This is a genomic window from Pseudomonas sp. UBA7500 (genome assembly GCF_002478435.1).
Classification (GTDB): Bacteria; Pseudomonadota; Gammaproteobacteria; order Pseudomonadales; family Pseudomonadaceae; genus Aquipseudomonas; species Aquipseudomonas palmensis.
Genome location: NZ_DLNW01000017.1, coordinates 16,398 through 28,644 on the forward strand (window position 1 = coordinate 16,398; position 12,247 = coordinate 28,644).

Annotated in this window: 11 protein-coding genes; 1 reads left to right on the forward strand and 10 read right to left on the reverse strand. The window is 65.1% G+C overall.

Translation table 11 applies throughout. The features are described 5' to 3' along the window. Positions 1 to 4 precede the first annotated feature (4 nt). Positions 5 to 718, reverse strand: a complete 714-nt coding sequence (pgl, locus tag B4I46_RS08010) for a 6-phosphogluconolactonase (RefSeq protein WP_054915075.1) — start codon at positions 716 to 718, stop codon at positions 5 to 7. Beyond that, entirely contained in the window at positions 705 to 2,171 is a 1,467-nt protein-coding gene (gene zwf, locus B4I46_RS08015; RefSeq protein ID WP_043860395.1) for a glucose-6-phosphate dehydrogenase, read from the reverse strand. The genes pgl and zwf overlap by 14 nt, the downstream gene beginning before the upstream one ends. A 214-nt stretch (positions 2,172 to 2,385) precedes the next feature. Here zwf and hexR point away from each other — a divergent pair, with 214 nt between their 5' ends. Further along, complete coding sequence (gene hexR, locus B4I46_RS08020; protein WP_173925072.1) at positions 2,386 to 3,246, forward strand: DNA-binding transcriptional regulator HexR; 861 nt, start codon at positions 2,386 to 2,388, stop codon at positions 3,244 to 3,246. Here the strand turns inward: hexR and B4I46_RS08025 are convergent. From B4I46_RS08025 to B4I46_RS08060, 8 genes are all read right to left on the reverse strand, one after another. Beyond that, complete coding sequence (locus B4I46_RS08025) at positions 3,239 to 4,093, reverse strand: D-hexose-6-phosphate mutarotase (protein WP_043860393.1); 855 nt, start codon at positions 4,091 to 4,093, stop codon at positions 3,239 to 3,241. The two genes, hexR and B4I46_RS08025, sit on opposite strands and share 8 nt — an antisense overlap. A gap of 111 nt (positions 4,094 to 4,204) precedes the next feature. Further along, positions 4,205 to 5,515 carry a carbohydrate porin gene (locus B4I46_RS08030; RefSeq protein WP_370409066.1) on the reverse strand — a complete coding sequence of 437 codons (1,311 nt, stop codon included), beginning with the start codon at positions 5,513 to 5,515 and terminating at the stop codon, positions 4,205 to 4,207. Positions 5,516 to 5,604: 89 nt separating this feature from the next. After that, positions 5,605 to 6,765 (reverse strand): ABC transporter ATP-binding protein, encoded by a 1,161-nt coding sequence (locus B4I46_RS08035; RefSeq protein WP_058541443.1) that lies wholly within the window; start codon positions 6,763 to 6,765, stop codon positions 5,605 to 5,607. A gap of 3 nt (positions 6,766 to 6,768) precedes the next feature. After that, positions 6,769 to 7,614, reverse strand: a complete 846-nt coding sequence (locus B4I46_RS08040) for a carbohydrate ABC transporter permease (RefSeq protein ID WP_043860390.1) — start codon at positions 7,612 to 7,614, stop codon at positions 6,769 to 6,771. After that, positions 7,607 to 8,515: a carbohydrate ABC transporter permease gene (locus B4I46_RS08045; RefSeq protein ID WP_043860389.1), complete on the reverse strand. Its 909-nt coding sequence runs from the start codon at positions 8,513 to 8,515 to the stop codon at positions 7,607 to 7,609. The genes B4I46_RS08040 and B4I46_RS08045 overlap by 8 nt, the downstream gene beginning before the upstream one ends. 127 nt (positions 8,516 to 8,642) lie before the next feature. Continuing rightward, on the reverse strand, positions 8,643 to 9,905 hold the full coding sequence (locus B4I46_RS08050) for an ABC transporter substrate-binding protein (RefSeq protein ID WP_054915078.1): 1,263 nt from the start codon (positions 9,903 to 9,905) through the stop codon (positions 8,643 to 8,645). Between the two features lie 110 nt (positions 9,906 to 10,015). Further along, positions 10,016 to 11,458 (reverse strand): ATP-binding protein, encoded by a 1,443-nt coding sequence (locus B4I46_RS08055; protein ID WP_196933097.1) that lies wholly within the window; start codon positions 11,456 to 11,458, stop codon positions 10,016 to 10,018. Between the two features lie 19 nt (positions 11,459 to 11,477). Continuing rightward, on the reverse strand, positions 11,478 to 12,233 hold the full coding sequence (locus B4I46_RS08060; RefSeq protein WP_054915080.1) for a response regulator: 756 nt from the start codon (positions 12,231 to 12,233) through the stop codon (positions 11,478 to 11,480). Between the last annotated feature and the right edge of the window lie 14 nt (positions 12,234 to 12,247).

Below are 12,247 nucleotides of genomic sequence, written 5' to 3' on the forward strand. Positions count from 1 at the left end.
TGGTTCATGGGCACCAGTAGATTTCCAGGGGGTCTTGAAGAAAGGCGCGAATCGGCATCTGCGCCGGGTCGTCACCGCCCAGCGCGGCGCGCAGGGTAGCGAGTTTGCCTGGCCCTTGCACCGACAACAGTGTCGCACCTGCACCGGCCAGCACACGCCGGGTCAGGGTCAGGCGCTGATGCGGCACGCTCGGCGCCAGCATCGGCAGTACCCGGCGCTGGCTCTGGGCCTGCAGGCCCTCGGCCAGGTTGGGGCTGCCCGGAAACAGCGAGGCGGTGTGACCGTCATCGCCCATGCCCAGCACCAGCACATCGATCGGCGGCAGCTGGGCAAGCGCCTGGTCCGCCTGCTCGGCAGCGGCTTCGAGGCTCGCGGCGGGACGGTACAGGCCGACGAACCGCGCCTTGGCGGCCTCGCCCTGCAACAGGTGCTGCGCCACCAGGCCGGCATTGCTGTCGGCATGTTCCACCGGCACCCAGCGCTCGTCCGCCAGGCTGACCACCACCCTGGACCAGTCCAGCGGCTGCCTGGCCAGGCGCTGGAAGAACGCCACCGGGCTGCGCCCGCCCGACACCACCAGGGTGGCCTGGCCGTTTTCGTCCATCGCCGTGCGCAACCGCTGCGCCACATCCACAGCCAGGCCCTCGGCCAGGCGCGCCGCATCGGCAAACTCATGTGCCGTCACGCTCGCCGGCAGTTGCAGTTCAGATATCGCCATACCATGCCCTCCCATCGCGGGTAATCAGTGCTATCGAGCTCATCGGCCCCCAGGTGCCCGCCGCATACGGCTTGGGCGCATCACCGGCGTGTTTCCAGCCGGCGATCAACTGGTCGCACCATTTCCACGCATATTCGATTTCGTCCTTGCGTACAAACAGGTTCTGGTTGCCACGCATCACTTCCAGCAGCAGGCGCTCGTAGGCATCCGGAATGCGTGCGCTGTGCCAGGTATCGGAAAAATTCAGCTGCAACGGGCCGCTGCGCAGTTGCATGCCCTTGTCCAGGCCCTGCTCCTTGGTCATCACCCGCAACGAAATGCCTTCGTCCGGCTGCAGGCGGATGATCAGCTTGTTGCCGATCTGCAAACGTTGTTCCGCCGCGAAGATGTAGTGCTGCGGCTCCTTGAAATGGATGACGATCTGCGACAGTTTCTGCGGCATGCGCTTGCCGGTGCGCAGGTAGAACGGCACCCCGGCCCAGCGCCAGTTGCGGATATCGGCCCGCAGCGCGACGAAGGTTTCGGTGTCGCTCTGGGTATTGGAGTTGTCTTCCTCGAGGTAGCCGGGCACGGCCCGCCCCTCGCTGTAGCCCGCTATGTACTGGCCACGCACCACCTGGGTGCTCAGGCCCTCGCCGCTGATCGGTGCGAGTGCCTTGAGCACCTTGACCTTCTCGTCGCGAATGCTGTCGGCCGAGAGGTCGCTGGGCGGGTCCATGGCGATCAGGCACAGCAACTGCAGCAGGTGGTTCTGGATCATGTCGCGCAGCTGCCCGGCCTTGTCGAAGTAGCCCCAGCGGCCCTCGATGCCGACCTTCTCGGCCACGGTGATTTCCACGTGGGAGATGGAGTTCTGGTTCCACTGGGTTTCGAACAGGCTGTTGGCAAAGCGCAGGGCAATGAGGTTCTGCACCGTCTCCTTGCCCAGGTAATGGTCGATGCGATACACGCGGTTTTCGGGGAAGTACTGCGCCACCGCGTCATTGACCCTGCGCGACGACTCCAGGTCATGGCCGATGGGCTTTTCCAGCACCACGCGGGTGCGCTCGCTCAGGCCGACCTTGTCGAGGTTCTCGCAGATGCCGCCGTACACCGCCGCGGCGGTGGCGAAATAGGCGATCAGTGGCGCGTCGGGTTGTACCTGTTCGAGCAGCGCCGGGTAGTCCTGAGCCTGAAGAAAATCCACATGCAGGTAGCTCAGGCGCGCCATGAAGCGCTGCAGGGCCAGGGCTTCGATATCGCTGCCCACGTGCTTGTGCAGGTGCGCCTCGATCGTCGCCAGGTGCTCCTGCGGGCTGCCGGCTTCGCGGGCCAGTGCCAGCACGCGGGTCTGCTCATTCAGCAGGCCCGCGCGATCGAGCTGGTACAGCGCCGGGAACAGCTTGCGCAACGCCAGGTCGCCCAGGGCGCCGAACAGGGCAAAGGTGCAGGGTTCAACGGTGATCGAAGCCATGATGTTGGTTCTTTTATCAAGTTGACGTAGAAATACCGGTTTCAATCGCAGTTTTCAAGGACTAATGTAGTAAAACTAACAACATATTGCCGTGTATACAGAATCAAGTGGTGCGCCAACCGTGCCATCAGTACGATAGGCCACCGCGTAAAAAGCCGTCTGCCCGTGGCAGCCGGCGGCCTCCCCGACCCAAGGACATACCCCCATGGACCGCGTGCGAAACCTCCTGGAGCAGATCCAGGGCCGCCTCGACGAGCTGAACAAGGCTGAGCGCAAAGTCGCCGAAGTCATCCTGGCCAACCCGCAGCAAGCCACGCGCTTCAGCATCGCGGCGCTGGCCCAGGCAGCCAAGGTCAGCGAACCCACCGTCAACCGCTTCTGCCGTTCGTTCGGCGTCAGCGGCTACCCCGAGCTCAAGCTGCAACTGGCGCAGAGCCTGGCCAGCGGCGCCGCCTATGTCAGCCGTGCGGTAGAAGCCGACGACGACCCTGCATCCTATACCCAGAAGATCTTCGGCAGCGCCATCGCCTCGCTCGACAGTGCCTGCCAGCAGCTCGACCCGCAACTGGTCAGCCGCGCCGTCGACATGCTGATCCAGGCGCGCCAGATCCACTTCTTCGGCCTGGGCGCCTCGGCCCCGGTGGCACTGGACGCACAGCACAAGTTCTTCCGCTTCAACCTCGCCGTGTCGGCGCATGCCGACGTGCTGATGCAGCGCATGCTGGCCTCGGTGGCCCATACCGGCGAGCTGTTCGTGATCATCTCCTACACCGGGCGCACCCGCGAACTGGTCGAAGTGGCGCGCCTGGCGCGGGAAAACGGTGCTTCGGTGCTCGGCCTCACCGCTGCCGACTCGCCACTGGCCAAGGCCAGCAGCCTGAGCCTGAACATCCCGCTGCCTGAAGACACCGACATCTACATGCCAATGACCTCGCGCATCATCCAGCTGACCGTGCTCGACGTGCTGGCCACCGGCATGACCCTGCGCCGTGGCGTGGACTTCCAGCCGCACCTGCGCAAGATCAAGGAAAGCCTCAACGCCAGCCGCTACCCGATCGACGACGAACTCAATTGAGCGAATGCGCCTGCAACTGCAGGTGCGCCCGCTCCCCCGGCGCCAGGCTGAGGCTGTCGCTGCTGCCACTGGCGGCCTCGACGCAGATGAAGCCCTGGGTCTCGCTGCCGCTCACGCCCATCAGCGGCCGGCTGCCTGGATGCCACACCACGGTGTCGTCGCTGTCGCCGGTATCGATGCACAGCTGACGCTGCCAGGCCGGGTCGTTGACCTGCAGGGTCGCAGCATTCTGGAACACCCGCTGACAGCCGCCCTGCACTTTCAAGGCGCCCTTCTGCTGGCATGCCTGACGCCTCAGATGATCGTACCCCCTCGCATTCTCGAGCCCAGATAGCGCTATCTCGGAAACGTCACTAATACGCCAGTAGGCCAGCAGAGCATGACTCAACTGGCACGGCAGGCTGTCCTGGTGCTCGGTGCTCAGTTGCAACTGCATGCGCTGGCCCAGGTTGGCCACCAGGTCGACCTGCCAGTCGCACAGTTGCAGGCGCCACGTGAGGGTCACACCCTCGTCGCTTTCGCTGCTGTCGATCAGTTTCCAGTCGAGCAGGCGCGCCCAGCCGTGGGCCGGCCACATGTCTTCACTGGGGTGACGGCCGTACCAGGGCCAGCACACCGGCACACCGCCACGAATGGCGCCGACCTGCGGCCACTGCGCCGCGCACCACAGCCACGGGCGTTCGCCACGGGGCTGGAAGTGCAGCAGTTGCGCGCCCTGGCGACTGAACACCGCCTGGCACTGGGGGTGATCGATGATCAGCACGTCGCGCTGCTGGTAACGCTCCCACTCGAAGGTCGGTCGCGGCCGCTGCGAGGTGAAGAAGCGTTGAAGCGGGTGCTCGGACATGTTTCGGGACTCTTGTTGTTAGGGGGGCCTGTTCGCCGGCAACGCCGGCTCCTACAGAAGTCGACCTTGCCGGCGAAACGCCGAATTGGCGTAAATTTACAACATATCCCCTCAGAACGACGACTGAATCTTCAGCCCGGCGACGACCGCATTGTCCACCTCGCTCACCCCGCCCGGGTGACGGATGTACTGAAGGTTGGGGCGCACGGTCAGCCAGTTGGTCACGTGCACGCCGTAGTACAGCTCGGCGTTGTACTCGGTACGCTGGATCGGCACGAAGCCCATGTCGTTGTAGTCATCGATACCGCTGACCCCATTGAGCTGCTGCGCACGCTTCTTCACGTCATCGTTGACATGAATGCGCGCCACGCCGAAGCCGATGTCGTCCTTGGGCCGCGAATCGAAGGCGCCCTTGTACACCATGCCCACCTGCTGGTAGTTGTCGACCACGTTGGTGGCCTTGTCGTGCACGGTAAAGTTGGCGAACAGGCTCAGGCCGCGATTGGCATCGCCGTTGTGCGCAGTAACCTGCTGCTGCGCCACCACCCACCAGCCATGCTTGCTCGAATGCGACTTGGGGTCTGCGCCAGTCAGGCCCTGGGGTTGGCCATTGACGTCCTCGTAGATGTCATCGGCCTTGGCAGTGCTGTAGTAGTAACCCAGGCGGTACTCGCCGGGCAGGCCGTTGACCCTGGGGGCCCACACCAGCTCCACCGGCAGGATCATGCCCTTGGTGCCGCTGCCGCTGAGCTTGAAGCCATTGCCCGTCTCAAGGTTCGAAGGGTTCTGCTCGAACACCCCGACCTGGGCGAAGAACTCCGGCGTGAGGTTGTATTTGGCGCGCAACGCCCACTGGCTGACCGGCCAGTTGTACCAGATGCTGCCCACCCAGTTGCCCACCTGCGAGCCGCAGAAAGCCAGGTTCTGGAAATCGCAGGGGAAGCTGTTGAACTCCTCGCCCGGGCCGAAGCGCCCCGCCTTGAGGTCGAGCTTGCCGTCGAAGTAGGTCTGCTTGACCCACATCTGGGTCAGGCGCCAGGTCTGCCCGCGGCCCCACACCTCCTGCACCGAGCTGAACTGCCCGGCCCGAGGGTCGCTGATGCGGTCGTTGGACAGGTTGCGCCCGCTGCGCTCGGTGATCGCCAGCTTGAACTCGGCGTCGTGCCAACCCAGGATCTTCTCCAGGTCCATCTTCACGCCCAGGGCGAACTGGTCGCTGTAGCGCGCCGTCTTGTCGTTGTTGTAGCCACCCTTCAGGTTGCCGGCAACCTCGCCCACGTAATCCAGCGAAAAATCGTAGCCCTTGTCCAGCAACTCGGTGCGTGTGCCGCCCCAGTCGCCGCTCATCCACTTCGACTCCGGGTCGAAGGCGCCGGCAGCGTGCGCCCCGCAACTGACCCCGAAGGCCGCCAGCAGGGTCATGCAGCCCCGCGGCAAAACACGTTTGAAATGATCCATCCCCTGTGTCCTCGTCTTATTGTTTTCGATGGTGTCCATGCTTTACAACGAATTCAGCGGCCCCTGAATTGGGCAATGTTGTCGGTGCCGACCGTATCGAGCGGTGCACGCCCGCGCCCCAGCCGTTCGCCCGTTTCTGCATCGAACAGCAGCACCCGCGCAGGATCGAACTGCAAGCTCAGGCTTTCGCCGACCTGCGGCGCGAACTCCGGTGCCAGTCGGCAGCACACCTTGGTCTGGTTGAGGGTCACGAACACCAGGGTGTCCGGCCCGGTCGGCTCGGTGACCTGCACCTGGGCGCGAATGCTCGGCAGGCCATTGCCTTCGACCGCCGCCAGGCTGATCTGCTCCGGGCGAATGCCCAGGATCACCTCGCGCGCCTCCAGCCCCGCCTCGCCGATGCCCAGCGGCAGCTCGCAGCGCCCCTGGCCGCTGTCGAGCAGGGCCAGCAGGCGACCCTCCTGGCGTTGCAGGCGCAAGGGTATGAAGTTCATCGGCGGCGAGCCGATGAAACTCGCCACGAACAGGTTGGCCGGGTCGTTGTAGATCTGCTGCGGGGTGCCGAACTGCTGGATCAGCCCATCCTTCATCACCGCCACTTTGTCGCCCAGGGTCATGGCCTCGATCTGGTCGTGGGTCACGTACACCGTGGTGGTCTTCAGGCGCTGGTGCATCAGCTTGATCTCGGTGCGCATCTCCACCCGCAGCTTGGCGTCGAGGTTGGACAGCGGCTCGTCGAACAGGTAGATCCTGGGCCGGCGTGCCAGCGCCCGGCCCATGGCCACGCGCTGCTGCTGCCCACCGGACAGCTGGCCGGGCTTGCGCCCCAGCAGGTGCTCGATCTGCAGCAGCTTGGCCACCCGCGCCACCTCCTCGTCGATGGCCGCCGGGGTCATCTTGCGAATCTTCAGGCCGAAGGCGATGTTGTCGCGCACGTTCATGGTCGGGTACAGCGCATACGACTGGAACACCATGGCGATGTCGCGATCCTTGGGGCTCATGCCACTGATGTCGGCGTCGTCCACCAGAATCGCCCCGCCGCTGATCTGCTCCAGCCCCGCGATGCAGTTCATGAGGGTGGATTTGCCGCAGCCCGAAGGGCCCACCAGGATCAGGAACTCGCCCGAGCCGATCTTCAGTTCGATGTTCTTCAGCGTGTCCGGCAGGCCGCTGCCGTAGGTCTTGTTGACGTTGCGCAATTCAAGCGTTGCCATGTTCTACCCCTTGACCGCGCCGGCGGTGAGCCCACGCAGGAAATACTTGCCAGCCAGCACATAGACCAACAGGGTCGGTAACCCGGCGATCATCGCCGCCGCCATGTCGACGTTGTATTCCTTGGCCCCGGTGCTGGTGTTGACCAGGTTGTTGAGGGCCACGGTGATCGGTTGCGCGTCGCCACTGGCGAACACCACGCCGAACAGAAAGTCGTTCCAGATCTGGGTGAACTGCCAGATCAGGCACACCATGATGATCGGGATCGACATGGGCAGCAGGATGCGCCCGAAGATGGTGAAGAACCCCGCGCCATCCAGCCGCGCCGCCTGCACCAGGGCCTGGGGCACGCTGGTGTAGTAGTTGCGGAAAAACAGCGTGGTGAAGGCCAGGCCGTACACGATGTGCACCAGCACCAGGCCGGTGGTGGTACTGGCCAGGCCCAGCTTGCCGAGGGTGAACGAGGCCGGCAGCAGCACCGTCTGGAACGGCAGGAAGCAGCCGAACAGCAGCAGCCCGAAGAACAGCTGCGAGCCACGGAAGCGCCACATCGACAGCACGTAGCCGTTGAGCGCCCCCACCAGGGTGGAGATCAGCACCGCCGGCACGGTGATCTTCACCGAGTTCCAGAAATAACCGCCCACCGCGTCCCAGGCCTTCACCCAGCCGATGCCGGTGATCACCTCGGGCCAGCTCAGCAGGTTGCCGGTGCGGATGTCGTCGGGGCTCTTGAAGCTGGTCAGCAGCATCACGATCAGCGGCACCAGGTACACCAGGCAGGCCGCGATCAGGGTGGCGTAGACCGCCAGGCGGCTCAGGCTCGGTCGACGAGCAGCAAGTGAACTACTCATGGCGCTTGCTCCTGAGTTCCGAATACAGGTACGGCACCAGGATCGCCAGGATCGCACCCAGCATCAGGATCGCGCTGGCCGAGCCCATGCCCATCTGGCCGCGGCTGAAGGTGAACGAATACATGAACATCGCCGGCAGGTCCGAAGCGTAGCCCGGGCCACCGGCGGTCATTGCCGCCACCAGGTCGAAGCTCTTGATCGCGATGTGCGCCAGGATCATCAATGCACTGAAGAACACCGGGCGCAGGCTGGGCAGCACGATGCGCAGGTAGATGGTCGGCAGGCTCGCGCCATCGACCTGGGCTGCGCGGATGATCGACGGGTCGACCCCGCGCAGCCCGGCCAGAAACAGCGCCATGACGAACCCCGAGGCCTGCCACACGGCAGCAATCACCAGGCAGTACACCACGCGGTCGGGGTCGACCAGCCAGTCCAGGCGAAAGCCTTCCCAGCCCCAGTCGCGCAGCATCTTGTCCAGGCCAAGGCCGGGGTTGAGCAGCCATTTCCAGGCGGTGCCGGTGACGATCATCGACAGCGCCATGGGGTACAGGTAGACGGTGCGGATAAAGCCTTCGCGGCGGATACGCTGGTCGAGCAGCACCGCCAGCAGCACGCCGACCACCAGGCTGATGCCGATGAACATGCCGCCGAACAGCAGCAGGTTCTTGCTGGCGACCCACCAGCGGTCGTTGTCCATCAGGCGGGCGTACTGGGCCAGGCCCACCCACTTGTAGCTGGGCATGAAGCTTGAATTGGTGAATGACAGGACGAAGGTCCACAGGATGTAGCCGTAGAAGCCCACCAGCACGATCAGCATGCTCGGCGCCAGTACCAGTCGGGGCAGCCAGCGTTGCAATGCATCGAGGGGTGAGGCCTTGTTGAGGACGGCGATAGTGCTCATCGGAAGGTTCTCGGTTGGAAAGGCGGCGCGTTGCGCCGCATCGCGGGTCAAGCCCGCTCCCACAAAGTCATCGCAGTACCTGTGGGAGCGGGCTTGACCCGAGATGAGGCCCGAAAGATTCAGCGGATCATTTAGCCGACTTGATCGCCGAATCCAGCTGCTTGACCGCCTTGGCCGGGTCGGCCTTCGGGTCGTTGAGGAAGTTGGTCACCACATCGAAGATGGCGCCCTGCACCGCCAGGCTGGTGGCCATGTTGTGCGCCATGCTCGGTTGCAGGCCATCGCCCTGCTCGGCCGCCTTGAAGTCCGCGGCGGACTTTTGCGTGCAGGCATCGAACGGGCCCATGTCCATGTCCTGGCGTACCGGCAGCGACCCCTTGTTCTGGTTGAACACGGTCTGGAACGCCGGCTCCAGCGCCACCTTGGCCAGGTCGTTCTGGGCCTTGATGTCGTTCTCGTCCTTGAGCCTGAACATCACCAGCGAGTCGATGTTGTAGGCAAAGCTGCCCTGGGTACCGGGAAACGCCACGCACTCGTAGTCCTTGCCGGCGATCTTGCCCGCAGCGGTCCATTCGCTCTTGGCCCAGTCGCCCATGATCTGCATGCCGGCCTTGCCGTTGATGACCTCGGCGGCCGCAACGTTCCAGTCACGCCCGGCACGGTTGGGGTCCATGTAGGTGCCCAGGCGCTGCAAGGTGCTGAACGCCTCGATCATCTGCGCACCGGTCAGGGTCTTTTCATCCAGCTCGACAAAGGCTGCGTGGTAGCCCTTGGGCCCGAGAATGCTCAGCACCACGTCCTCGAACACGGTGCTGTCCTGCCACGGCTGGCCGCCGTGGGCCAGGGGCACGAAGCCGGCAGCCTTGAGCTTGTCGGCGGCGGCGAACAGTTCGTCCAGGGTGGTCGGCACCTTGGCCCCGGCCTTGGCGAACACCTGCGGGTTGATCCACAGCCAGTTGACCCGGTGGATGTTCACCGGCACGGCCACGTAATGACCGTCGTACTTCATGATGTCGGCAACCTTTCTGGGCAGCAGCGCGTCCCAGTCGTTGGCCTTGGCCACATCGTCCAGGTTGGTCAGCAGGCCCAGCGCGCCCCAGTCCTGGATGTCCGGGCCCTTGACCTGGGCAGCGGCTGGCGGGTTGCCGGCCACCGCGCGGCTCTTGAGCACGGTCATGGCGGCCGCGCCGCCGCCCCCGGCCACGGCGTTGTCCTTCCACACAAAGCCGTCCTGTTCGATCTGCTTGCGCAGCGTGTCCACGGCCGCCTTCTCGCCACCGGACGTCCACCAGTGGGTCACCTCGACCGTGCCGGGCTCGGCAGCCAGGGCGCTCAATGGCAACAGGGAAGCAAGGGAAACAACGGCGGCGAGGCGATTGATCGCATTCATCAAGGGAAACCTTTCTTGTTGTTATGCCGGTGCAAGTCATGCTGCTTGCGCGTGAATCGAAGTCTAGCCACCCCCTGGGGCGGCAGAAGTAACGAAGGGATGCGCGAATGTCACCGACCTGTGACATTCACCCGCTGGCCCGCACTGCGCGGCAGGCTCAGGGTGACCCGCAGGCCGCCTTCGCGCAGGTTGCGCAGGCTCACCTCGCCGCCGTGGCTGTGGGCGATGTTGCGCGCGATGCCCAGCCCCAGCCCGTAGCCCTGCTGCTGGCCGGCCAGGCGCACATGTGGCTCGAACACCTGTTCCTGACGCTGCTCCGGCACGCCGGGGCCCTCGTCGTCCACCTGCAGCACGAAGCCGGTGGCACTGTCGATGATGCGCAGGTGCGCACGCTCGCCGTACTTGAGCGCGTTGTCGATCAGGTTGCCGATGCAGCGCTTGAGCGCCAGCGGCTTGCCCGGATACGCCGCCAGCGCCCTGCCCTGCACGGTGACGCGCGCACTGGCCAGGTAGGGTTCCACCAGGCAGTCGAGCACCTGGTTGAGGTCGATGGGTTCGATGTTCTCGTGGATGTCGGTGTCCTTCACGCACTGCAGGGCGCCCTTGACCAGCAGCTCCAGCTCGTCCAGGTCACGGCCGAACTTGTGTTGCAGCTGTTCATCCTCCAGCAGCTCGACGCGCAGGCGCAGGCGCGTGATCGGCGTGCGCAGGTCGTGGGAGATCGCGCTGAACAGTTGGCTGCGCTCGGTCAGGTAGCGGCTGATGCGTTCGCGCATGGCATTGAAGGCGCGCCCCACCTCCACCACTTCGCTGCCGCCGCCCTCTACCTCCGGCGGCGCGTCGGCGCCCAGCGACAGCTCCCGCGCCGCGCGTGCCAGGCGCTTGAGCGGACGGGTCTGCCAATGCACCAGCAGGCCGATGAACAGCAGCAGAAAGAAACTGGTCAGTGCGATGAACCCCACCTGCTGGCGCGGCAGGCCCTCGGCCTCGAGGCTGGTGTAGGGCTCGGGCAGCAGCGAGGCGATGTACAGCCATTCGCCCTCGCCCAGGCGGATCTGGGTCACCAGCACCGGCGGGTTGACCGGTTCCAGGGTCAGCGAGTAGTGCGCCCAGGAGCGCGGCAGTTCATCGAGCTTGAGCCCGCTGTTGAACAGACGCAGTTGCTCGGGGCCGACGAACTCCACCGAGATTTCCATCTGCTCGCCCAGGCGCTCGTGCAGTACCTGCTCGAACGCCTCGATCACCGCCTGCTTGCGCGGGGTCACCGGCAGCACCTGCATGTCCAGCGGCCGGTCATTGAGCGACACCACGAAGCGCGTGCCCCCCATGCTGCGCAGCTGGTCCAGCACCAGCGGCCGGTAGGCCAGCGGCAGCGAACGAAAGTAACTGACGCTGGCGGTCATCGAATGCGCCAGGCTGCGCGCGCTGGCCAGCAGCCCTTCGAGCTGGCTGGCGCGCAACTGCGACACCCAGATCACGCTGGACAACCCCTGGGCCGCCGTCACCACCAGCAGGGTCAGCAGCAGCATGCGCCCCAGCAGCGAGCGTGGCAGCGGCAGGCGCCAGCGCCGCTCAGTGCGCGGGCGCAACACTGGCCGCCAGCAGGTAGCCGCTGCCGCGCACGGTGCGGATCAGTCGCGGAGGTTTTTCGGTATCGCGCAGGCGCTGGCGCAGGCGGCTGACCGCCATGTCGACGATACGGTCCAGCGGCATCGGCTCGCGACCACGGGTGGCATTGCCGATGGTGTCGCGGTCGAGGATCTGTTGCGGGTGGTCGAGGAACAGCTTGAGCAGGGCGAAATCGGCGCCAGACAGGATCACCTCTTCGCCGTCGCGGTGGAACAGGCGGTGGCTGACCGTATCCAGGCGCCACTCGTCGAAGGTCAGCACGTCACCGCCGGGGCGTTCATGCATGAAGCCGGCGCGGCGCAGCAGGGCCTTGATGCGGGCTTGCAGCTCGCGGGGGCTGAAGGGTTTGCCCAGGTAATCGTCGGCGCCCAGTTCCAGGCCGATGACGCGATCGGTTTCGTCGGAACTGGCGGTGAGCATGATGATCGGCACACGGGCCTGACGCGGGTGCTGTCGCACCCAGCGGCACAGGCTGAAACCGTCTTCGTCGGGCAGCATCACGTCGAGGATCACCAGGTCGGCGCCGTGTGTGTCCAGGGCCTGGCGAAAACCCTGGCCATCGGCCTGGGCCTGCACCTGGAAGCCGCATTTGCTCAGGTAGGCCTGCAGCAGTTCACGGATGTCCTGGTCGTCATCGACCAGCAGAATCGACTTGGTCACGGTTGTTGTCCTTGTCAGTGCATTCCTTGGCGGCCCCATCGCGGGTCAAGCCC